The organism is Vreelandella sulfidaeris Esulfide1 (genome assembly GCF_054072535.1).
The window spans coordinates 44,802-66,811 of record NZ_JBSVSF010000002.1 but is presented as its reverse complement, the minus strand read 5'-3'; the positions used below and the strand labels follow the sequence as shown (position 1 = coordinate 66,811).

The 22,010-nt window shown below is 56.6% G+C and carries 24 protein-coding genes and 1 pseudogene; 23 read left to right on the top strand and 2 right to left on the bottom strand.

Annotated elements, in window-relative coordinates:
* Positions 1-3 precede the first annotated feature (3 nt).
* Together ACW44H_RS20020 and ACW44H_RS20015 are read left to right on the top strand one after the other, a co-directional pair.
* The gene (locus ACW44H_RS20020) at positions 4-486 is read left to right on the top strand and encodes a PH domain-containing protein (RefSeq protein WP_052703859.1); all 483 of its coding nucleotides are present in this window, start codon (positions 4-6) and stop codon (positions 484-486) included.
* Between the two features lie 7 nt (positions 487-493).
* Positions 494-862, top strand: coding sequence for a hypothetical protein (locus ACW44H_RS20015; RefSeq protein ID WP_127062880.1), 369 nt, complete (start codon positions 494-496; stop codon positions 860-862).
* Between the two features lie 95 nt (positions 863-957).
* Here the strand turns inward: ACW44H_RS20015 and ACW44H_RS20010 are convergent, their stop codons facing one another.
* Positions 958-1,275 carry a hypothetical protein gene (locus ACW44H_RS20010; RefSeq protein WP_127062879.1) on the bottom strand — a complete coding sequence of 106 codons (318 nt, stop codon included), beginning with the start codon at positions 1,273-1,275 and terminating at the stop codon, positions 958-960.
* Positions 1,276-1,444: 169 nt separating this feature from the next.
* Between ACW44H_RS20010 and ACW44H_RS20005 the strand changes: the two genes are divergently transcribed.
* The 18 genes from ACW44H_RS20005 (at position 1,445) to ACW44H_RS19920 (ending at position 17,796) form a co-directional block, all read left to right on the top strand.
* A complete protein-coding gene (locus tag ACW44H_RS20005) occupies positions 1,445-3,103 on the top strand; it encodes a DUF4942 domain-containing protein (protein ID WP_457509106.1) in 1,659 nt (552 codons plus the stop codon).
* A gap of 84 nt (positions 3,104-3,187) precedes the next feature.
* Positions 3,188-3,406 carry a hypothetical protein gene (locus ACW44H_RS20000; protein ID WP_113270592.1) on the top strand — a complete coding sequence of 73 codons (219 nt, stop codon included), beginning with the start codon at positions 3,188-3,190 and terminating at the stop codon, positions 3,404-3,406.
* Between the two features lie 172 nt (positions 3,407-3,578).
* Positions 3,579-3,887, top strand: a complete 309-nt coding sequence (locus ACW44H_RS19995; protein ID WP_035557818.1) for a hypothetical protein — start codon at positions 3,579-3,581, stop codon at positions 3,885-3,887.
* A complete protein-coding gene (locus ACW44H_RS19990; protein ID WP_457509105.1) occupies positions 3,884-4,492 on the top strand; it encodes a hypothetical protein in 609 nt (202 codons plus the stop codon). The genes ACW44H_RS19995 and ACW44H_RS19990 overlap by 4 nt, the downstream gene beginning before the upstream one ends.
* Positions 4,492-5,136 carry an OmpA family protein gene (locus ACW44H_RS19985; protein WP_457509104.1) on the top strand — a complete coding sequence of 215 codons (645 nt, stop codon included), beginning with the start codon at positions 4,492-4,494 and terminating at the stop codon, positions 5,134-5,136. Before ACW44H_RS19990 ends, ACW44H_RS19985 begins: the two co-directional genes overlap by 1 nt.
* Positions 5,133-5,912 carry a hypothetical protein gene (locus ACW44H_RS19980; RefSeq protein ID WP_457509103.1) on the top strand — a complete coding sequence of 260 codons (780 nt, stop codon included), beginning with the start codon at positions 5,133-5,135 and terminating at the stop codon, positions 5,910-5,912. The genes ACW44H_RS19985 and ACW44H_RS19980 overlap by 4 nt, the downstream gene beginning before the upstream one ends.
* A gap of 10 nt (positions 5,913-5,922) precedes the next feature.
* Positions 5,923-6,336 carry a lytic transglycosylase domain-containing protein gene (locus tag ACW44H_RS19975; RefSeq protein WP_045812323.1) on the top strand — a complete coding sequence of 138 codons (414 nt, stop codon included), beginning with the start codon at positions 5,923-5,925 and terminating at the stop codon, positions 6,334-6,336.
* Positions 6,333-6,695, top strand: a complete 363-nt coding sequence (locus tag ACW44H_RS19970; RefSeq protein ID WP_035557825.1) for a TrbC/VirB2 family protein — start codon at positions 6,333-6,335, stop codon at positions 6,693-6,695. Before ACW44H_RS19975 ends, ACW44H_RS19970 begins: the two co-directional genes overlap by 4 nt.
* Positions 6,696-6,712: 17 nt before the next feature.
* Complete coding sequence (gene traL / locus ACW44H_RS19965) at positions 6,713-7,006, top strand: type IV conjugative transfer system protein TraL (protein ID WP_457509102.1); 294 nt, start codon at positions 6,713-6,715, stop codon at positions 7,004-7,006.
* Entirely contained in the window at positions 7,006-7,563 is a 558-nt protein-coding gene (locus ACW44H_RS19960) for a TraE/TraK family type IV conjugative transfer system protein (protein ID WP_035557829.1), read from the top strand. Before traL ends, ACW44H_RS19960 begins: the two co-directional genes overlap by 1 nt.
* A complete protein-coding gene (locus tag ACW44H_RS19955) occupies positions 7,560-8,252 on the top strand; it encodes a TraK domain-containing protein (RefSeq protein ID WP_035557832.1) in 693 nt (230 codons plus the stop codon). The genes ACW44H_RS19960 and ACW44H_RS19955 overlap by 4 nt, the downstream gene beginning before the upstream one ends.
* Positions 8,245-9,732 carry a TrbI/VirB10 family protein gene (locus tag ACW44H_RS19950; protein ID WP_457509101.1) on the top strand — a complete coding sequence of 496 codons (1,488 nt, stop codon included), beginning with the start codon at positions 8,245-8,247 and terminating at the stop codon, positions 9,730-9,732. The genes ACW44H_RS19955 and ACW44H_RS19950 overlap by 8 nt, the downstream gene beginning before the upstream one ends.
* 4 nt (positions 9,733-9,736) lie before the next feature.
* The gene (locus ACW44H_RS19945) at positions 9,737-10,234 is read left to right on the top strand and encodes a TraV family lipoprotein (RefSeq protein ID WP_035557838.1); all 498 of its coding nucleotides are present in this window, start codon (positions 9,737-9,739) and stop codon (positions 10,232-10,234) included.
* Position 10,235: 1 nt separating this feature from the next.
* A complete protein-coding gene (locus ACW44H_RS19940; RefSeq protein ID WP_457509100.1) occupies positions 10,236-12,848 on the top strand; it encodes a TraG/VirB4 family ATPase in 2,613 nt (870 codons plus the stop codon).
* 9 nt (positions 12,849-12,857) lie between these two features.
* Positions 12,858-13,634, top strand: a complete 777-nt coding sequence (locus ACW44H_RS19935) for a M48 family metallopeptidase (protein ID WP_457509099.1) — start codon at positions 12,858-12,860, stop codon at positions 13,632-13,634.
* 1 nt (position 13,635) lies between these two features.
* Complete coding sequence (locus tag ACW44H_RS19930) at positions 13,636-16,617, top strand: hypothetical protein (RefSeq protein WP_457509098.1); 2,982 nt, start codon at positions 13,636-13,638, stop codon at positions 16,615-16,617.
* A gap of 96 nt (positions 16,618-16,713) precedes the next feature.
* Positions 16,714-17,133 (top strand): hypothetical protein, encoded by a 420-nt coding sequence (locus tag ACW44H_RS19925; protein ID WP_035557849.1) that lies wholly within the window; start codon positions 16,714-16,716, stop codon positions 17,131-17,133.
* Positions 17,134-17,172: 39 nt separating this feature from the next.
* Positions 17,173-17,796, top strand: a complete 624-nt coding sequence (locus tag ACW44H_RS19920; RefSeq protein WP_232774555.1) for an RES family NAD+ phosphorylase — start codon at positions 17,173-17,175, stop codon at positions 17,794-17,796.
* 445 nt (positions 17,797-18,241) lie between these two features.
* Here the strand turns inward: ACW44H_RS19920 and ACW44H_RS19915 are convergent.
* Positions 18,242-18,886, bottom strand: a pseudogene (locus ACW44H_RS19915) (recombinase family protein).
* Between the two features lie 640 nt (positions 18,887-19,526).
* On the opposite strand from ACW44H_RS19915, the gene ACW44H_RS19910 reads away from it, so the two are divergent.
* Genes ACW44H_RS19910 through ACW44H_RS19900 form a run of 3 tightly spaced genes read left to right on the top strand, consistent with a single transcriptional unit; the run spans position 19,527 to position 21,821 of the window.
* A complete protein-coding gene (locus ACW44H_RS19910) occupies positions 19,527-20,939 on the top strand; it encodes a sensor domain-containing diguanylate cyclase (RefSeq protein WP_240719813.1) in 1,413 nt (470 codons plus the stop codon).
* A 21-nt stretch (positions 20,940-20,960) separates the two neighbouring features.
* A complete protein-coding gene (locus tag ACW44H_RS19905; RefSeq protein WP_101145389.1) occupies positions 20,961-21,284 on the top strand; it encodes an EAL domain-containing protein in 324 nt (107 codons plus the stop codon).
* 9 nt (positions 21,285-21,293) lie between these two features.
* The gene (locus ACW44H_RS19900; RefSeq protein ID WP_127059532.1) at positions 21,294-21,821 is read left to right on the top strand and encodes an EAL domain-containing protein; all 528 of its coding nucleotides are present in this window, start codon (positions 21,294-21,296) and stop codon (positions 21,819-21,821) included.
* Positions 21,822-22,010 lie beyond the last annotated feature (189 nt).

Here is a 22,010-nt window from a genome sequence, read left to right as displayed (position 1 = left end):
CCCATGATAAGCAAGACCACCTTCCGAGTCAGTCACCGCGCCCTGCTGGGACACTGGTTGCTTGTACCCTTGGGGGCAGCATTGCACTTTGCTCCTCATGCCCCCTTTACCCTCGCTGGGGCAAACGCTCCAGAGACTCTGACGAACATCCTTTCCTGGGCAGGGATGGGGTTGGCCGCCTGGGGGCTGCTGAACATCGCCTATCAGCGCCTTGCTCACGAGTACGTCATAGGCCCCGATCGCGTGATAGAGCGGCACGGCATTATTGCCAGGCGTGTTACACCCCTATTTATTCATCACATTCGTTCGACCGAAGTGAACCAGACGATCTTGGGTCGATTGCTAGGATATGGGACGGTGAAAATGTCTGCGGCAGGCACTGGCACAAGCGAAGCTCGATTTGATCGCGTGGCCAACCCGTTGAAGGTCATGGCTTCAATCAACAGTCACTTTCAAAGCCTTGCGGCTGGCACTGGGCAGGAGTAGTTAGATCATGGACTCACAAATTTCCGCACTTGCTGATGTGCTTATCCCAGGCCAGAGCATTGTGTCGACCGATTGCCATCAGTCGCAGGAGCTGCTGCCCCACCGTCAGTTACTCACGCAAGTATTTTTGAAAGCAATTGATGACCTAAAGAGCAACAACCTCAAGCACCAGTTCTCTGCGGCTGAGTTTCTGGCTGGCCCTGTCGCTGAGGAGTATGTCGGCCATCTCGGGCTTCCTGAGTGGACACCCAAGTTGGCGCTACTGATCCATGCTCAATGCGAGCTTCGTTCTTGCCTTGAGATACCCGAGCTGTTGGAGGCTACCCTTAGCCAGTATGCACCGCCCGAAGCAGGCGAGCGCCGCCCCTCTTTGTGACTTGCTGGGCCTATATAGCCCCTTCATCCAGGATGTGATGCAGCGGGTTGGCTTGCCAGCCCGCTTCCCCTGTCAATATTCCCCGCCTTAACCTACTACGGTTCTCCTTTCTCAGCGTCGCTGCTGGTTAGTCTTGCCCCTCCTTGGCTCGCTAGCCATTCATCCAGCGCCAGCAGCTTGTCCTTGGGCAATCTCACCTCGACTGCCACGAACACCCGATCTACTTCCGCCTGTATTCGCTTTGCTGCCTGAGAAACAGCAGCTCTGGACACGCCATGCATATTGGCTGCTTTAGCGTATGTATCGCACACCTTCATAATCACATCTGAAGCTGCATCACATGCACGACCCTTCATTCTAAGCCTTGCCAGTGCCGCGTATAGCTGTTGAGTGCTGATGTCATCTGTGGACATGGTATCCCCTAAAAAGTGTGCATTGAACACATTTTTACTTGCCGTAAACAGTAATGCTGCATTAAAGTGTTTACATCATAACGAAGGCAGCCGGTCGGCGTCACCTACGCAGGAAGCCAGGCACCTCGGAAACTCGCTTGTAATAGATCACTAAATAGGGAACGGCACCATGATTCACGAAGCCATTGATAGCCATGACAGCACAGAATATCTTGGAGATATGGGCGAGTTCTTCGCCCCGGCCTCGACAGATATGGTCGATGGGCTGATGGGGCGCTACAACGCAATGCGTAGGCGTGTGGAAGAAGTGGCGGCACTGTTTGATGGTGATCGTAAAGGTGTCATCAACTACTTCATCCAGGGCAATCGCAAGCACGACAACACACGTTACTCATCACTGTCCGCAGAGAATATTTTTATTGAAGAAGGCGCGATCGCAGCGCTGAACGCTGAATATTGGGTCCGGGCCTTGAAGATGACCGATGTTCTCGACTTCATGCCTCAGACTCGCCGTAGCGAGTGGTGGGAGCAGATTAACGAGATGAAAACCCCTGACTTCACTGAGGAAACCGTAAGGGCAACCCTGACCGAGCTGCTAATGATGCGCGGCACCTTCCTAGCTGAGCGTGTCGACGGTATATTCCGTGCCCTAAGCCGTGAGCATGTTACCAATCGGCCTGAAGGTTTCTACAAACGGATGATCCTCAATTATGTCGTCACTTCCTATGAGACGGTGAATCATGACCAGGCAGGCCATATCAATGACCTTCGCTCAGTCATTGCTAAATTTATGGGCCGGGATGAACCAAACTGGCAGGCCTCTAGCCGATTGATTGATATTGCACGGCGCACCCCAGGCAAGCGGTTTATGGTTGATGGTGGCGCTCTGTACCTGAAGGTCTTTAAAAAAGGCACGGCGCATCTTGAGGTACACCCCGAAATCGCTTTTCGCCTAAACCAAGTGCTGGCGCATTTGCACCCGACTGCAATTCCTTCTCAGTTCCGTACCCCGCCTAAGCGCAAGCCTAAAGACTTTGTGCTAATGGATCGCCCACTTCAATTTGCGGTCATCAATTTACTCGGTTCCATGCGCAGCGTCCCTACCCGCTGCCCTAGCCACCTTCGACATCTCGAAACACGGTCGCCGAAGACAGAAAACCCTTGGGCGATTGAGTTCGATTATGGAGTGAAGGATAAGGTAGCGCTGGCTGAGGCTGAGCAGGTGCTCAAGGCCATCGGTGGGGTTAAGGTATTCAGTGATAACGGCGCAGTGTCGTGGTTCGAGTTCGGCTACCACACCAAGCCGATTTTGGATGAGATTGTTGCCAGTGGTTGCATCCCTGACCATAAGAGCCACCAGTATTACCCTACCCCGGAACGCTTGGCGTATGAGGTCGTAGAATTGGCCGAAATCAACGACCAGGATACGGTGCTGGAGCCAAGTGCTGGCCAGGGCCATATTGCTGATATGCTTCCCAAAGATCGGACTACCTGTGTCGAGCTGGCACCGCTGCATTGCAAGGTGCTAGCGGCGAAGGGGTTTCGCTGCCATCAAGCCGACTTTCTAGAGTGGGCAAATACGGCCAGAAGCTACACCAAAATAGTCATGAACCCTCCGTACAGCAAAGGTCGAGCCCTGCATCATCTTGAAGCCGCAGCGAGTTGTCTAGCTCCTGGCGGGCGCCTTGTGGCTATCCTCCCCGGCAGCATGCGCGGCAAGGATCTACTGCCGGGCTGGGAGGTGGAATGGACTGCTAGCTATCAGGGTGAGTTCGCCGGGACTGGCGTAAACGTGACCATCCTTGTGGCCGATAAGCCCGCCCAGTAAGAAGTAAGCTGGCGCGGTCGATGCGATCGCGCCAGCTTTAGCATTTGGGTTAGCATTCCGAAAACACATCCTAACGGAAAGGTAATGGATCAAGGGCGCTACGAGGCTTACCGCCTGTCTCATGAAATACACAAAACGCTGGGCACCTATCAGCCCTCTCCTTTTCGTCCTTGGTCGCCTGAGGATATGGCGTGGCTCGCTGGCGCTGATGATGCCTCTGGAGAGTATTTGAAAGCAGATAATGAGCAAAGCAGCGCCTCCCCCTCTCCTCGATCTAAAGAAACCCAGCTCTCCCTGTTCTAAGCCTCCCTCGATAGTCGTTTTCATCTCCCTCTAAGCCTTGGCATGCGCCAGCAAAGCGACTCGCGCAAAAAAATCTCTACTTCCCCCGGTTAAGTGTCAGTGGCTGCCCTATCTACCTGCGAGGCCCAATAAGGGCACCTATGAGAGAGCACCGCTGGGAGGCGGAATTGAGATGATGGCGATGCGAGGCAGCACGCTTATTGGCGTGGCCATATTAGTTTGGGTCGCATGGATTGTCCTGGCGACCGATTCAGAAGCTCGAATTGAGCGAACCTGTCAGCCCGTTCTGTGGTTTGGCAATGTGGCAACTTCACTGACGCAGCTAACCTTTCCTAAGCAACAGGAATCGGTGCATGAGGCGTTTGAATCAGCTGACTATGCTTGTCGCTTTACCGTGTGGCGCTTGCTGCACGAAGACGCCTGGATCGAAAGCCACCAAGGTAACGAATCTAGTGATCAGTCGGGGGAGAGCGACCAATGATTTCCCCTACCCGTCTGCTACACCCTATCCGTAAATTTCTTGGTGTCACCGTGGCCACCTTGGGCCTCGCTGCTGGCGCACATGCCGGAAATGATCAGCCTCTGGCGCTGGTTGAGTTTGCCAGCTTCGATTGCCCGCACTGCCAGGCCATGGACAAACACCACTCTTCTATTCAGGCAGCCGTCGAAGCGGCGGGCCTGGAGTACCGCTACGCTCCCCTGCCTTCCCATACCGGCCTTGAACGAGCATGGCGTGAACGCGCCTTTTACGCATCTCGCTCTATTCCAGGGGTCGCCAATGACGTTCGCAAAGCCTTTCTCACGGCTGGCGAAACCGGGGTTCCCCTCAAGGACTATGACGATGTGCTGGCGCACCTCCAATTGCATGTTCCCCAAGTTCGGTGGAACGAGTTTGCGGACGACCATATCAGCGATCCCAGCTCTGTCGAGGCGATTGAGCGAGCAGCGAGGCTTGCTGGTCGGGCAGGTCTTCGTGAGTACCCTGCCTTTGTCGCTGTGTCTCGTTCTGAAGTGAAGCTATTGAGCCTGTCGGGAGACGTTGCCGAGAGGGCCGAGGCGGTAATCAAGTACCTGGAGAACCTTTGATGACACTGCGAAACCCTGTGCTTGCTGTCGCGCTGACAGCTGTTCTTGCTGGCTGTGCAGCACATCCTTCGGCTCTGGAGCACGCACGCACGTCAACGCTACCTGATTCGTATAACACGATGACCAGTCGGCATGTGGTGATCCCTGCCTATACGCTTCGAGGGGTCAACGCGACCCGTACCACCAACTGGTACTACGGGGCTGGCCAGGGGCTTGATCGCTACGCTTACGGCGGCACCGTTTACGACGAGGCCTATTGGCAGCAGCGTCATGCCTCAATGCCGGATGACTACAAGGACGCCATGGAGTCTGTGCTTCTGGCGCGCTTCCATTTCGAGTTCGACTCAACAACGCTGACGCCTACCTCTCAGCGTGAAATGGCTTCCTTCCTGGAAGGAGAAGACCTGGCTGGCCGTGTGCTCATTGTTGGGTACACCGACCATATCGGCCCTGAGTCCTACAACATTTCACTCTCACAGCGCCGCGCTGATGCGATCGCGGGACAGCTCCATTTGGCTTGGCCAAAGGCCCGGTTCCTGACGGAAGGGCATGGCATCTATCCCAAGTTGGTTGACGGCACGACTGATGAAGCGCGGGCGGCAAACCGTCGCGCCGAGATTTTTTACCTGGAGGCAGACCAATGAACGTCTTTATCGCCCACGCCCAGATTCTACGAAAAGAGACGCCAAAGGAGCGCGGTCGTTCTGGCCTGATGGTGCTCAAGGTTGGTAAGAACAAGCGAAGCACAGAAGCCCTAATCCAATCTGTAAATCAGATCATTGTCCGAATTCCGAACCATCTATCTGATCGCGCAGCCAAGCTGGATGTTGATTCTTACATTGAAATTTTCGGCCATGTTGGCGGCATTGTGCGCCGTGCACACCACACGGGCGAGCAGCACCTGAGTGCCGAGTTGGTGGCCAACAACATCCAGCCGGCTGCCCCGATGATCGAGGGCAACATCGAAAAACATCTTTTCAATCGTTTCATTGCGATTGGCTTGCTGAGGGGGGGGAAAACTCCCGAGAAGGAGGGACCACCCTCCACAGCGTACCTGCAGATCGGCCCTGACCGACCGGACCTGGGGCGCTCCTTTCAGCATACCGGCGTGGTGTCCATGGCTGCTTTTGGGCGCGTTGTCGATCGACTTGTCGAGTACGAGGCCGGCACCGCCCTGCATGTTGAGGGACGAGTTACCGGCCTATTGCGAAAGATCCCCAAACCAGGAGCAGAAGGCGGCTTCGAGGAAAGTCTGGAGGTCGGGCTGGTGATGGATCGTGTCAGCCCCACTGCCATGGTCGCTGAGCGGATGATGACGCCGTTTGATGTGGCCAAGCCTGAAGCGCAGAACACCCCAGAAGAAACCAACGACGAAGCTGGCGCTGGGGAATCCGCGGCTGTGGCTGAAGAACAGCGCTAGGAGGTGGTCAATGATTGCCCTACCTGATTGTGTCCCTGAAATCGCTGATTACTACCAAGTACCCATCGAGATTGTCGCGGCAGTACGTCTTCAAGAGAGCGGCAGCCGAGGGCAATTAGTGGGTCGCATAGGTCCGAACAAGAATGGCACTTACGACCTAGGCGCTATGCAAGTCAATACATGGTGGCTCGACCAGGAAACCAACCGGAATTACCTCCAGCAATGGGGAATTACCGAGCGTGAGTTGTTGGAAAATGAGTGTACGAATTTCGCTGTAGGGACGTGGATTCTCTACGACAACATCACGCGCTACGGCGAGTGGGAGGCGGCATTGGCCGCTTACAACGCTGGGTCGCCGAATAGTCCGGCAGGCCAGCAATACGCAAACGAAGTCCTCGCGACATTAGGAGATCAGTACCAATGACTACTTCCGTAGATACCCAGGCCACAACCAAGCAGGGCAAGCTCGCTCATCTAGTCGAATGCCTCCGCATGAACAAGAAGCGAGCAGCAGAGCGCTCACTGTTGGTTGCTACTACCGCTTTCCTGGCGATGCCAGCATGGGCACAGGAAGACTTTGAAGACTTCGCTGACAAGGTTGAAGAGCTGGCGCATGGGCCCTTCGGTATCGGCATTTCCATTCTGGCGCTGATCATAGGTTGCCTGGTGGGCCTTGGACGTCAATCTGCTGCCCCTGCGTTCCTGGGTCTAGGGATCGCCGGTGCCTTTGCGGTCGGCCCCTTCATGATCAAGGAAATCTTCAGCTGGTTCTCAGGCACCTGAGTTAGGAGTCGCGGGTCATGTCTAACGAGTCCTATCGGATACCGCAGGATGTTGATGCCCCTATCCCCATCTTCGCCTGGGAGATGACCGAGGTGGTTGTCGCCATCATGGTGATCGGCGTGGGCATCATCATGCGGTTTTTTATCCCAGGCCTATTTGCGGGGATCTTTCTCATGATGATGGCTAAGAAGATGCGTGCCGGCCAGAAGCGGGGACAAGTGCAGCATGGCTTGTGGCGGATGGGGCTCAAGTTAGACCCGCTGCTTGGCAAATACGCACCTAGGCCAATGCGATTGGAGTACATTCGCTGATGAAATACCTCAATGCATTGCGAAATCAGTGGGTCGCTGCCAGGGGCTGGATGTTCTGCACCCTGCTCCTGACTGGGTTGCTGATCTATGTCTTGCAGAGCTATGTCCAGCTCAGCGCCAATATGCCAACCCGGCTGGTTCCCTACAACCTGCACGTCGTGGATGGGCCGGTCGAGGTGGGCGCCAGCGCTGGTTATACCGATGCGAGCTACCTCACTGAGATAGCCATGGCGGATGCCCAGCTGCACAGCTCTTGGACCCCAAGGAACGTGAGAAGCCAATACGCTCGGTTCCAGAACCGGATGACGCCGGCCCTCTATGCCAAGGTCGGCAATGATCTACAAGCACGGATTCCAGACCTGGAGAAATCTGAGCGTACCCAGGCCTTGTTCATTGAAGGGACCCAAGTCCTAGACGGCACAGTGCGAGTTTATGGGCGCTTGCGGGCTTGGCATGGCACCGAACAGATCGAAGACGAACCGATTGCTTACCGTGTCCGCTATTCCTTCAGCGGTGGCGTTCCGTATGTCGCTGGTTTCTCTTTGGAGGACGAATGAAAAAGCCTAAGATGCAGGGGCTGGTCATGGTGGCGGCGCTTGCCGTCGCCACCTTTGTCAGCGCCAGCGATGATGTCCAGAAGGTGGTTGTATCCACCGATGCTTATAACCGGCTGGTATTCCCAGAGCCGTACTCTACGATTGTTATCCCCCCCGAGGCCGAGTTGCGTGACAACCCTGTGCCGACTGATGGCAAACGTGGTCTCCTCATCCGTCCTGCAGACGAAGCCGACCCGTTCTCTATCTTCATCCAGCTGCGAAGCGGCGAGGCCTTCACGGTGAAGCTAGCGCCGGAAAGCGGCATCGATGCCCAGGTGTTCCGGTATCGAAACGCCCCTGACCTATCCGCAGAGCCCGAAAGGGAAAGCCGGCCCAAGGATCGTTGGATTGCTGACACTATCCTGTCCGCTTTCCAGGGGGCTCGCCCTAGCGGGTTTGAGCCGGCTGGCGCCCCGCCTAGTGCCCGACTTGAAATGCCTAATGGCGGCACGCTCAAGCTCACAGCGGAAACCCAGTACCGTGGTTCCGGCCATGTCGTGAATATTTACCGGCTGTCTTCTGATACCTCCCTTGAAGTCGAGCCTCGTGACTTCTACCGCGATGGCGTCGTTGCTGTTTCCTTGGAAGGGGACACGGTAAGTGAGCGCGATCAGCCCCGAATGATCGTCGTGGAGGTTGACCGTGGCTGAAGATCAGAACAACCAGCAGCCGAATGAATCGGGCCAGGACAAGCCTTCTAGGGTGGCCAAGGCCCGAGCTAAGTCCAAGGTAGTCTCTCAGAGCCTGTTGGAGCGAGCGCAGGGAAGAAAGTGGCTTCTATATGGTGGTGGGGCCTGCCTAGTCATCTGGCTTGTGGCAAGTAACGCTATTAGCGCACGAGACAACAGTAGCAATAAAGCGCCCCCTCCCCCGGAATTTATGGACACCACGCCGGATACACGGCATGGGGAGGAAGTCACTATTTCCCGACTTCAACAACAGTTAAGGGAGGCTCATGAAGAATTGGCAGACCAGCGCGAGAGTCAAGAGCAGAGGGATGCACGACTTCAGGCGCAGCTCGAAGAAATGCAGGCTGGCATGGAATCCGAACGCGAGCAAACGCGGGAAACCATGGAGTCGCTGCGCACACGACTAGCCGATATTTCTAGCGGAGATGATGGCACCAGTGAGGTTCGCATTGGCACATCTTCAAACAGAAGCACCGACGCCAACCGTGCCCCGTCTGACTATCTTCGCCCCCCCCGAGGCGACGACGCTGGCGCGGTACCTCCGCCCCCGGTAGCGCGTCGAGATGGTGACTCTGGCCGTGCCGGTTTACCCCCGAGGCAACAATCGTCGACACAGGGCGGCGTCATTCCTTCACAGTTTCCACAGCTCCAGAAGGAAGAAGGACCGGCTGACCCGATCGTACTCAATGGCTCAAGTGGTGAGTCCAGCGCTCGCATCTTACGTAATGAAGCGGCTCAGCAGGATGACGAAGAAGAGGATCTGGGGCCACCTAAAGCTGGGTTCCTCCCTATGGGGTCGTTCTCTGAGGTGGCAATGTTGACTGGCGCTGACTTTGGCGCTGCCGAGCGTACCCGCAACAACCCTCAGCCGGTGCTATTCCGCATTCAAAACGATGCATTCCTACCTGGCAGTGCGCGGTATCGCCTCGCTGACTGCTTTGGTATGGGCGGTGGCTACGGTGATTTGTCGAGCGAGCGAGCGCATATCAACGTCTCTCGTATTTCCTGTGTCGATACACGGACTGGAATGATGCTTGAGTCTCCAATCAATGGCTACATCGTGGACTCGGATGGCCGTCTGGGGCTTCGCGGCAAAGTTGAGCGACGTGCTGGCGCCCTGCTGGGTAAGGCCATGCTTGCTGGCTTCGCAGAAGGCGCCAGCAGCATTGCTGCAACAGCAGCTCAAGGTGCTGAATCGGCTGTCACAGGCAGCGGCGTTGTCAACACCATCGACCCGAACAGTGTCGCCGAGGTTGGCATGTACGGCGGTGCAGGCCGCGCGATGGAGATACTGGCAGAGCGTTACATCGAAGAGGCTGAATCCATGTTCCCGGTGATCGAGGTTCCATCAGGGCGCCGTGGCACTGTTGTAATCCAGGAAGGCCAGAAGCTCGAGTGGGAAGCCTACGAGCTGGCCGACAAGATGCCGAGCGAGGGCTAATACGATGAGCTTAAAGTTGATGATCCCCTTGACCGCCCTGCTGTTCCTCGGTGGGTGTGCCACTGTCCAGCATGATTGTGAGCTGGGAAGCGAGTGTGTCGGTACCGGCGATGTTTATGAAGCTGCGGTGGCAAATAGTGGTTCCTCTGAAACAGTGATGGAGGGCCGTAAGGATGGCTCAGAAGCTGAAGAAGAAAAGATCGAGCAATGGCGACCCTATAGCGGGGGAGGCCTAACCGATATGCCTGTCTACCAGCCAGGTAAACCGGTGCGTATCTGGGTGGCGCCATGGCGCGGTGATGACGGCATTCTACGATCGGGCGAGTACCTGTATGTGACTCTGCCCGATGACTGGAGTTATGGCCAGCTGCGTGACGATGGCATTGGGGCAGGCATGATCGGACCTTCTCCGGGTGTTCAACACATCGCGCCGAGAGGGCAAGACGCCAGCGTGAATCCTTATCGCATTCAGCCGCAAATGCAGATCGTCCCGGAGAATTGATATGAAGATAACCGCGATGACTCGTATGCGGCACCAAGTGCGCCGCATGATCCAGCAGGGCGCTCCCGATTATGGCGATCGCGCCCTCCCCCTCCAGGCAGCCGAGGCGCTGACTGAGCGGGATGATCCCGCGAGCCTGCTCCCCTACATCGACTATGAAGATAACTACTGTGTCCGGGATGATGGTAAACATCCTCAGCTTGGCTTCGGCGTCCAGTTTGCGCCATTGATGGTGGCTGGCAAGGACATCGAGGAGCAAATCGAGTCGCTGATTACGCGAGCGCCAGCGGACACGGTTATCCAGTTCGTCGCCCATAGTTCGCCGGCCATTGAGGACCGGATAAATACCTGGCAGGCACGGCGGTTACGTTACTGCAAAGACCCTATGCTCCAAGAGCTGGTAGAGCGCCGTAGCAAGCACATGCTTGACGCCGCGGCCGGGAACAAAAGCCTCCTACCGAATGAGCGTCTATATCCCCGGGAGGTGCATTACTTCGCCTTTTTCACCATGACCTTTGGCGGTGACCCAGAGCATGCTGAAGAGATTCGTTCATGGCGGCACATGTGCGACGAATTCCGGCAGTCGGTGATGGGGACATTCAGCTCTATGGGCCTGTCCCCTGCCCTGATGAACGAATTGGGTACGCGACGTGTGCTGCGCCGCATAGCCAACCCACAAATGGTGCCAGGGGAGCTTCAACGCCTGGAGGAGGAAAGTGGTCACTTCATTGATTCCATTTTCGATAAGCGCACACGCATTCGAGTGAAGTCCTCGGGTGCAGTCCAGTTTAGCGACAATGAAAGGGAGGTGGATGTTGTCCCTTTGACCATCGACACCTACCCGGACTACCTGCGTCTCTACATGACCGGTGACATGCTTGGGGAGTTGAAGTCGGCGACCGATCGGATCGCGCCGGCCTACTGGATGTATACCACCATCTACAAGCCGAACACCGAAAAGGCTCGTGATGACATCACCATGCGAATGGGCATGATCTCAAAGCAGTGCATGAGTGATTCCGAGTGGTATAAGGGGATGATGCCGCATCTCTTCACGCGGCGTAGAGATACCCAGCAGCTGCTCAACGATACTCGCTCGAACTACTGCCCGGTACGTATGTGGTCGGGGATCAACATCATCACCGAGCCTGAGCGAGCAGCTTCGGACGCGGACTATGTTTCCTCGTTGTGGCGGAAAGCAGGCTTCAGAGCCTCGCGTGAACGCTATATCTCGCTGCCTATCTGGTTGTCGTCTTTGCCATGGGGCTACAACCCACGCATGGACAAGCCTACATCAGGCCTTCAGCGGGCACAGATGGTGTCCAGCCTAAACGGCGCTTGCGCCTCAATCTGCCAGGGCGATTGGGGCGGTAACGGGCCAGTAGTACGCAAAGACCCACAGGGGAACCCTTACCTCTACGCAAACGGACTGTTGCTGGTTTCTCGCCGCGGTCAAATGTCGTGTATCGACATTTTTGATTCGGCCACCTCATACAATTTTTCGGTGATCGCGACCTCGGGTGCGGGTAAGTCATTCCTTGCCAACGAATTCGTTACCGACATGCGCTGTCGTGATGGCGTGGTCCGTATCATTGACGTGGGCGGCTCTTATAAGGAGCTGTGTGAACTGCTGGGCGGTCAGGAACTGAGGTTTGATCCTAACCATCCGGTCTCACTTAACCCATTCTGGGGTATCAAAGGCAAGCAGCGTTACGACGATGATGAAGGCGGCAGCGAGATCGCAGAAATGATCCCGGTGCTGAAGGATGCCATATCTCAGATGGCGTTCCCCCTAGGTGAGCCCGACAACTACGAATACCAGTTGATCGAAAAAGGCATCCTTGAGGCGCACGATAAACATGGCGAGGTCATGGAAACCAAGCATGTCTATCAGTGGCTTGAGTCCCGGGCAGACAGTGATCCGGTGGCCAAGAGTATTGCGTTGCAGTTGGAGCCGTATGCCGTAGGTCGGCATGCCGCATGGTTCAACGGTGAGCCCCAGCTGGATCTTTCCAATGAGTTCACCATACTCGAGCTGGAAGAGCTAAACGTCGATCGTGAGCTTCGGAATGTGGTCATGACACTCCTGATGGCTCGGACGACGCGGGACATGTATCTGCGCCCACGCAACATCCCGAAAATGATGCTGATCGATGAGGCATGGGATCTACTCGCGGACCCGAAAAGCGGGAAGTTTATCGAAACCGCCTTCCGGCGCATCCGTAAGTATTACGGCAGTGCCGGCTTCATTACTCAGGGCTTTAAGGATACCGACCTGTCGCCGGCCGCTCAGGCTGCCTTCGACAACGCGCCATGGACATTCGTACTCAAGCAGTCTGGTCCCTCGCTGGACTACGCCCAAAAGAACGGTAAATTGGGCGGTGAGGATGAATTCCTGTTCGATATGCTGCGCGGTGTGAAGCCCGGTGCCGGCTATTCGGAGGTCTTCGTCAAGCACGAGAGCGGGGGTGGCCTTTTCCGCTTTGTGGTCGATCCTTACTCCTACTTCCTATATTCGACCAATCCCAAGGACCAGGCGCGTCTGATGAAGCTCACCGAGGAGGGCCACAGCACCCAGGAGGCCATCCGCATGCTGGCCGAGGGCAAAGGGTAGGCTTGGCCTATGCTAGCGCTTCTGTCTGCCTTTTCGGCCTGTTTCGCTGGGGCGCTTGGTTTTACTGTGATGGTGGTATTGCCGGTCGTGGTCTTCATTGGCTTGCCCCTGGAGTTTATGCGCCCCCCTGGCGAGCTGATGACTGTCACTTGGCTGGCCAAGGCCACCTTCCTCGCAGGTGGGGGCCTGACTGCCCTCGCCTGGCTAGGGCTTAGGCTGGCGCCAGCCAGTTACCGGATCGGCCGACTATTCCCAGGGGCTCGTGAGATTGCAGATCATGTCTGGGTTTACGAGACCCCTGCCCTTCAGGCCTATGCAATACCGAGCCTTACGGGTGGCGTTGTAATCGTTTCCCGGGGCGCCCTCAATCTGCCTCCTGATGAGCTTGAGTGGCTGCTGGCGCACGAGAGGTCACACCTTCGCCGCGGCGATGCGTCTGCGAGCCTATACTGGTGGACGCAGCACAGCATTTTGCGGGTGGCGCTTTGGCTGGCGCGGTTGATCTATACAATTCTTCGTCCCATTCCCCTGATTGGCCTGTTGAGCGGCTTGTACTTTTCTGTGGCGAGCTTGGGGATTCGCTTGGCATTAGGGGTTTTAAAAGTCATGGATCGCCACCTGGGACGCCTCATGGAATATCGTGCCGACCGTGATGCAGCAAGTGTGACCTCACCAATAGCAGGCTGCCGATTTCTCAGTAAGCTCTCCTCGGGTCTTGAGTCGAACTGGGGCTTTTCTCGACACACCCGCCGACATATCGGCGTATCAAGCGCCTGGAGCGTATGACATGAGTTTGATGGGGTATCGCTCGACACTGCTAAGTTCCGTTATTGCTCTAACTATCTTCTACAGTCTCGCCGCGGCTACTGCTTTTTACTTCATGGGGCCGGAAACGCTGCAGGAGTGGCTAGCTGGCGCTGGCTTTTGGTTAGAGGGTGACGAAGAGATAAACCCCGCGAACGCGGCATCAGCGGCCACTGAGGTCGTCCTAGCAAGGTTGCGTGTTGTCTGGCCATGGTTAGCCGGGGGAATGGCTGCAGGCTCTGTGATCGTTCTGCTCATAGTGGGAATGGGATTAATAACACGTCGACAGCGCGCTAAATCTCGCGGTGAGTTCCGGGGCATGGATCTCTCAATTACGTACATGCCTTATCCTGATCCGATTAACTTCAAGCCAGTGAAAGCGCAGCTGTCGGGTAACGTTCCGGCACATCACATGCCGCTAATTAACCAGTTGCTCGGCTACCTCCAGGCTCACCCTGATGCTTTTTGCGGTGACGGCCACAGTACGACACTGCTTGAGCACCATCTAGGCGTGATCGATGAGGCCTTCGAGTACGAAGGTGCCGATCCCCTCCTCCCTCTTGCCGCGGCAGCACATGATATTGGCAAGACTGTTTCGCATGCGAAACAGGACGGGCAGTGGGTCCGCCTGTCCTACCACGATAAACAGAGCGGGCGTCTGTTGGCAAAGTTCCCCGCGTGGTGGGAGCTGCCTGAGGATGAGCGAGCCATACTGTTGCTGGCAGTAAAATACGAGCATTCTCCCAACCTGATGCCAGTGGCTTTCCCTGGCCTCAGTAGCAAGGGGGTGCGCCGCGCAGTCACTCTCCTCCAGCAGCTGCGAGAGATAGACGGCCTCGCTACACGAGGCGAGAAACGCAAGGTGCTTGAGAATCTGAATGTCCAGGAGCTGGCGATCGAAACGTTCTTGCGAGTGGTTCCCCAAGTACCCTATCAGGTGAAAGGTTTAGCGAAGCGTGTCAAAGCGGCAGGCTTCCGCGTTGGTGAGCGGCTTTACCTCTCCGAACATCATGTTCGGGAGACAGCCCTTTCCAAGCTGGATGATGACGTTGCCGCGGCCTTTGGCGGTGACTTTCGAGCCCCAGGTAAATCAGGGGAGTTTACACAGGTACTTTTGGCAGCATTGGCCGATCGCGGCTGGCTCATCACTGAAATCGAGGGAGTGCCAGAGGGGAGCGAAGCGGCGAAGACCTGGACGTTGCCATCTGACCAAGCGTTGTGGCGGGTACGTTCCGGCATAATCGAGTTCAGGGGAATGATCGCGGTGGAGCTGCCAGTAGAACACCAAGGCCTATACCCGCGAGAAACCGCTTATGAGGTAACCGTCCTCGGCCCCCAGGGCAAGCACAGTAGCAACGCTGGCGTTGCGCCAACAAAAGACAGTGGTAAGCGGGAAGAGCGCATGACTAAGCCTAAAGGTATTCCAGCGTCAGACGTATGTGATGTCAGCCTGTTTGCTTCAGTGCCTACGGGTACGGGTGATGCAACGAAAACCAGTGGGAATGCTGCACAGAAGAGTTTAGGGGCAGCGAGCAAAACCTCTACATTCAGCCATGAATCACTCACGAATACCGACGTGGCTTCCGCCTGGCTGCTAGATGATTCCCAGGCGGCAGGTGGGAATACTGCACAGGAAGAGACGCGACAGCCCACCCCTTGCGGTGGGGATGCTGCACAGAAAGGCAATGGCACCCAGAACCAGCAGGCCTCCGCAATGGTTGAAACAGGCGAAGGAAAAGATATAGCCGGTGCCAAGCCGATGGATGATCTCCATGCGGCAGGTGGGGATACTGCACAGGAAGAGACGCGCCAGCCCATCCCTTGCGGTGGGGATGCTGCACAGAAAGGCAATGACACCCAGAACCAGCAGGCCTCCGCAATGGTTGAAACAGGCGAAGAAAAAGATATAGCCGGTGCCAAGCTGATGGATGATCTCCATGCGGCAGGTGGGAATACTGCACAGGAAGAGATGCGCCAGCCCACCCCTTGCGGTGGGGATGCTGCACAGAAAGGCAATGGCACCCAGAACCAGCAGGCTTCCGCAATGGCTGAAACAGGCGGAGAAAAAGTTATAGATGGTGCCTGGCTGCTGGACGATTCTCATACGGCAGGTGAGAACACTACACAGGAAGGCACGGGCCAGCCAATACCTTGCGGTGGGGATGCTGCACAGAAAGGCAATGATGCCCAGAATCAGCAGGCCTCAGCCAAAGCTGAAACAGGCGACGAAAAGGCTATAGTTGGCGCTTGGCTGCTAGAGGATGTCCCCGGTGTCGGTGGGGATATTGCACATTATGAGCAGGATGGGATGAGTAATTCCATTCATACTAAGACTCCAGCAGGATTTAAAAGAGAATCAGAGGGAGCTTGGTTACTAAATGAGATTGTTGAGGCGGCCGGTGGGAACGTTGCACAGATAGCGACCAATGACCAAATTTCGCCCACAACAAGCGGGGGGGATGTTGAACTGATCGCTGAGCAAGCCGAACCCACGAATGACTTTTCAGAGATTAGTCAGCTGACGCTAGGGGCTGACGCAGATAACCATAGTGATGTTTCGGCTGAGCTGGGTGACTGGAGTCCAGAGGCCGATAACGCACCGAATGATACCCATATTCAACTTGGCCTGGGGGAGGCAATGCTGGCCACAGCTGAGCATGAGTCCCCAGTGACACAGCCGAGCCATCAGCCAGTCCCTACTGTCATGGTTGATAAAACGACGCAAGGTGCTACAGAACAGCAGAAATCGGCTGTGTCTGGGCAGAAAGATGTACGGACATCCTCACCTATCCAGCGACGCCTGAAGAAGCGAGGTGGGACCTCGGCTGGTCGCCAAAAGGCTTTAAACAACGAAGCGCCAGCGGATAAAAGCGAACAGACAGGCCAAGTGAAAGCGAGCAGAGGGTCATCCAAGCCTGCCGGTGCCAAGGCGGAAGTAAAAGGAGTGCCTAAGCTGTTCAGTTGACCAAACATCACCTTGCGGAGATGGACTTCGAAGCGCTGAAGTTATATGATGCATTTATGTAGCAACATCGCTGCATTTTTGCAGGGAAAATAGGCTATGAGCGTTGAAGCAATCATCGAGCCGTCCGATTACGTTGCTCCCGACACTTTCAATCAATTCCTCGCTGACTTGAAAGCTCGGGCACGGCAAACCAAGAGCCCAATCATCAGCCCGAGGATGTTCTGCCTTGCCCTGGGCATGGATGTACAGACGCTGGCCTCGCGGGCGCATGTCCACCGCGTTACTGTAAACCGCGCCCAGGGGGCTGAGAAGCTGCAGACTTACTTACGGGATGCGGTGCGAGTCATGGGAGCAGCGGCTGACATAAATGGTAATTTTCAGGATGCCGCGTTCTGGTTTCGTAATGAACCGATCAGCGCATTCAATTTCAGGACACCAGAGCAGTTGGTCAGCGAGGGACGAGCTGAGGATCTATTGAACTATGTTCAATCACTTCACGCAGGCGCGGCTGGATGATCCTTACCAGCCTGGCAGATCAACCAGCCTATCGTGTCCATGTCCCCCGCTGGGCCATCGCCCCCCACAAGTGGCGCAGGCGCCGCCCAGCATGGCGGTCGCCTCAATCGTATCGGGGTTCCCGCACTCTACCTTGCTCTGGAAGAGCTGACCGCGCTTGAGGAGTGCCGGCAGCTCTCGACCCTGATGCCACCCGGTCTTATTGTGAGCTACACGGTAGCGTTGGCCACAGTAGTGGACTTCAGCCATGGGTACACGGCTGACTGGGACTCTCTCTGGCAGGAAATGGGTTGTGACTGGCGTAGAATTTTGTTTAATGATCGCGTTGAACCGCCCAGCTGGTTGCTCGCTGACCTAGCCTTGGAGGCTGGTGCTAGCGGCATACTGTTCCCGTCGTTGGCCAATCCACGGGGTGTAAACCTCGTAGTCTACACCGACGCCTTCATTTCACGTCACACCGCCCCTACCTCTCTTCGAGACCTGTCATACGGGAATGAGAAGAGAAGGATGCAAAATCATGATGATGTGCTGATTGTCCGAGGCGATGCTGATCTACGTTGCTACTGGCTAGCGATGGAGGGGCAGCCCTTTGCAGATGTCGAGCCAGCGGAGTTCGGGATCGAGCGGCAGAAAGCGCAGGTAAGGTTCCTTACTTGGGACTGATCCTACTCTGCCACAGTAAGGCTATCAATTGATGGCAAACGGAGAACCTGCCCGTTAAGCATGGGTTATACGGGCTTGTAGTTCGCCCAGACTGTTGATTTCACGCTTCCCCAGGCTGTCTGCTGAGGGAGGCATTTTCAAAACCGCTTGATCCATCCGGTCAGTCATGCTTTTTGAAAGCTCGAATAATGAGAAAAGCTATGAACAGCGCTAAGTGGAATAAGTTGCTAGCTCGGTGGTGCCTTCTTAAAAATCAGTATCAATTGGGTTCAGGGGACTGCAGCCAGTCCAAGTTCTTACTGGCCTATCCTTAAATGCTCCAAGTTTAATACTATTATGCTTACACATATCGGCTGATTTTCTGCCATCTTTGATCATAAAGTCGATATAAAGCATCACTATTAGGCTAGAAGTGTCCGGAGAACACAGAGCAGTCCAGTTTTCTTTACACATGAAGCTTGCCCCTCCAGGTGTTATTTTCAGAAGACGATCGCACTGCGTGTCTGAAGTCGGTTGCACTGTGGTCTGGGGCTTCGGACTGGCTGGCCTCCAAAGCGGCGTAAAGGGCCGTCTTGCTGACCTTGATGCGTGCGGCGGCCTCGCGGATGCTCAGCCCATTGGCGAGGTGCTCCCTTGCCCGCTTCAGCTTGTCGTCGGTGACAACGGGCTTGCATTCTCCTTTGCGCCCACGGGCGGCGGCAGCGGCCAGCCCCGCCTTGGTGCGATCACGGATCAGATCACGCTCGAACTGCCCCAAGGCGCCGAACACGTGGAAGATCAGCCGCCCACCCGGCGTGGTGGTATCGATGCTTTCGGTCAGCGACCGGAATCCGACGCCACGCGCGTCCAGAGTGCTGACCACTTCGATCAGATGCGGCAGTGAGCGTCCCAGTCGATCCAGTCGCCACACAACCAGCACATCCCCGTCGCGCAGGAACCCCAGCGCGGCTGTTAGGCCGGGTCGTTCTTCCTTGGCCCCGGAGACGGTGTCATCAAAGATTCGCTCGCACTCCGCCTTGCGAAGCGCATCGGTCTACAAGGCGGTGTTCTGCTCCGCCGTCGGGACCCGCGCATAGCCAATCAGCGCCATTGACTGCCCCTTTTGTCCGCTAATCCGTCCGTTTATCTTATTGTCCCAAAATACATCAAACAAGCTGTTGTCGGACAATGTCCGGATTGGCCGCCTAATGATCGTTTCTCGGACAGGCTGCATTGTGCGCCGCCATGCTGAACCAATTCGAGGATCGTTTGACACGGCTCGTTCACAAGTCCGCTGCACACCGGGCGAACCGCCCAATGTATGGGTACAACCACCTTCTGACAACGACAGGCAATCAATGGGCTCAACACACGCGTTCGACGCGCTGATGAATATGGCGGGTTCATCGTTCCGTCACCATCGCTCGCTGCCCTGACTGCCGGCAGCCGCGGTGCCTCCAGCAGTGCTTCTCTATCCAGCGTTAAAGGGAGTGGTGGCCGATTACGGGTGAATAAAATTACTCTTGAGACGCTTTCAGTGTAACTTCCTTACAGATAAGTTATGAGCTATATCACAGTCTGTTCGCACAAGCGCGACAAGCGACGGGCGACGAAGGCTCTTTGGCGAAAGAGCACGCGGATACTCTTCTTAAGGCTTCGACATGGACAACGTGTAAGTGCACGCCGGACAAGAACGCGGGGATAGCGCCCCTCAGGACGAATTGGCCTCCATCGAGTCCAGTGAACGGCTTATGAGAGCCCTGGGGCGCGGTCTCTTAATCAGCCTGGTCACGATCTTGATCGCCGTGGCCGGGGTCTTCGGGGTGGTGATCCTGTCGTCGCAGTCGCTCGATCGCTATGCCGAAGCGAAGTCGCGGGAGCAGGTGCAGCGACTGCTCGATCTCGAGCTCGAGGAACTGGCCAACCGCAGCCGAGATTATAGCTGGTGGAACGAGGCCGTCGAGCTGGTAATCTACCAGCGAGACACCGACTGGGCCATGGAAAACGTCAGCGGTTATCTGCAGAACCAGTACGGTACCGACTGGGTAGTGAGTCTGGATCGCGAGGCGACACTGATCCACGGCGTACACAAGGGTACGGAACTGGAGGCGCTGCCCGAGGGCCTGCTGACCGCCGAGTTCAAGCAGCTCATGGCCGAGGCCATCGACACCGATTTCGCCGACCCCGAGCCCGCATCTGACATCCTGGATATCCAGGGAGCGCCTGCCCTGGTCGCCGTGTCGCCGTATGTGGCCTACGACCCGACCCCGTATGCCACCGATCAGGCGCATGGCTATCTGATCCTGGTCAACTACATCGACGAGGCCATTCTGGGCGCTTGGCGTCGTGATTTTCAGATCGAGGCCCTGCGTCTGCTGCCTGCAGCGGCAGCTCCCCCTCGGGAGACAGGCCAACTGGCGTCCCTCCCCCTGGCAACACCGAGCGGCGAGCCGCTGGGCACCCTTCAATGGCGTCCGGAGCATCCTGGCCAGAGCCTCCTCACACAGCTCCTACCCTGGGTGATTGGAGGCGTGCTACTGATCCTCGCGGGCAGCCTCTTCTTCTATCGACGGCTGCGAGCCTATGGCAGGCTGGCCCATGGTCACCTCATGGAATTGAGCACCAGTCGGGAACTGCTTTTTCGTCAGGCGAACTACGATTTTCTCACCGGATTGGCGAACCGGTCGCTGTTTATAGAGCACCTGAACCACGAGTTGGCGCGCTGCATCCGCCATAAGCTGAAGGCCGGAGTCCTCTACGTTGACCTGGACGGTTTCAAGGCCGTCAACGACACCCTGGGCCATACCGCCGGCGATGAGCTGCTGTGCTGGGTGGCCAAATCCATGGCGAAGCTCGTGCGCACCGAGGACGATGTGGCACGCTTCGGTGGTGATGAATTCTGTCTGTTGCTGACCGACGTCGCCTCTGAGGAAGATGTGTCACGGGTCGTCGACAAGATTCATGCCCTGCTGGCGGGCCCCGTTGAGGTGGGCGGCAAGCACATGCTGGTCGGGGCGAGTATCGGGATCGCGATGATTCCCGACGACACTCAGGATCTCTCCGATGTGTTCCGCTATGCCGATATCGCCATGTACCAAGCCAAGTCGAGGGGCACAAACCTGTTCTGCTTCTATGATGCAACGATGGAGGAGCGCTCGCAGTAACATGCAAGGCTGAAGGGTCTGTTGGCTCATTGCCTGACCCATGAAGAGCTGTACCTGCGCTATCAGCCTATCTATTCTCTGGTGAGCCGTGAGATCACCGGCATGGAAGCACTGCTCCGGTGGCGCCACAAGGAACTGGGGGAGGTGTTGCCGGCCGAATTCATTCCCGTGGCGGAAGAAACGGGCCGGAATATCACGGTCTCGATCAATATCTCGGCCAAGCAGCTGCGCGACCTGACGTTTCCGTTCAAACTGAAACAGCTGCTGGAAAAACACGGCGTAGAGTCTTCCAGCATCAAGCTCGAGATCACCGAGAGCCTGTTGATCTTGGAAAGTGACAACTAGCACCGTGTACTGCTCGACCTGGCGAAGCGAGGATACCGCCTGGTGCTGGATGACTTCGGCACGGGGTATTACGGCCTTGGCGACCTGGGCCGCTATCCCCTGGAAACGGTCAAGATCGACAAGTCGTTCGTGTCCGGCCCGAAAGCCTCCTCGCTGAACGCCTCGCTGGTCAAGACCATCGTCTTCATGGCCAACCACTGTGGCATGAAGACCATCGCCGAGGGGATCGACACCCCCGAGCAGGAAGCGTTCGTGCGCGATACCGGCTGCACCCACGGCCAGGGCTTCCTCTTCAGCCGTCCGACCTCGGTGGCCGACATCATTGCCCTGATGGCCCCGCCCTCGCCTTCCCCAACGGCGTCCTGGAACGAGAGCGTCTCGGTCTCGGGGCATGCCCCATCAGGCGCCAGGGAGTCATCCCTGTGTCCGGCCATGCACTATCGTGGTGCATGGTCGAGCATTGTAGTTGCCCGTTGCCCGTTGCCCCGCCCAAGGCCCACTGGCGTGTCGGGCTGGCTGGCCTTCAAAACGGCGTAGAGGGCCGTCTTGCTGACCTTGATGCGTGCGGCGGCCTCATGCCCCAATTCAAGTGTCACCAAGGCTCCGATGATGGACGTTCGGAACTGGGCCTGTGCTCAGGTCGGACAGGATGGTCACGCCTTGCTCGGCAATTGGTGATGTATCTGATGCCATGCCTCGACCCGCCCATGGTGCTTAGGAGGACTG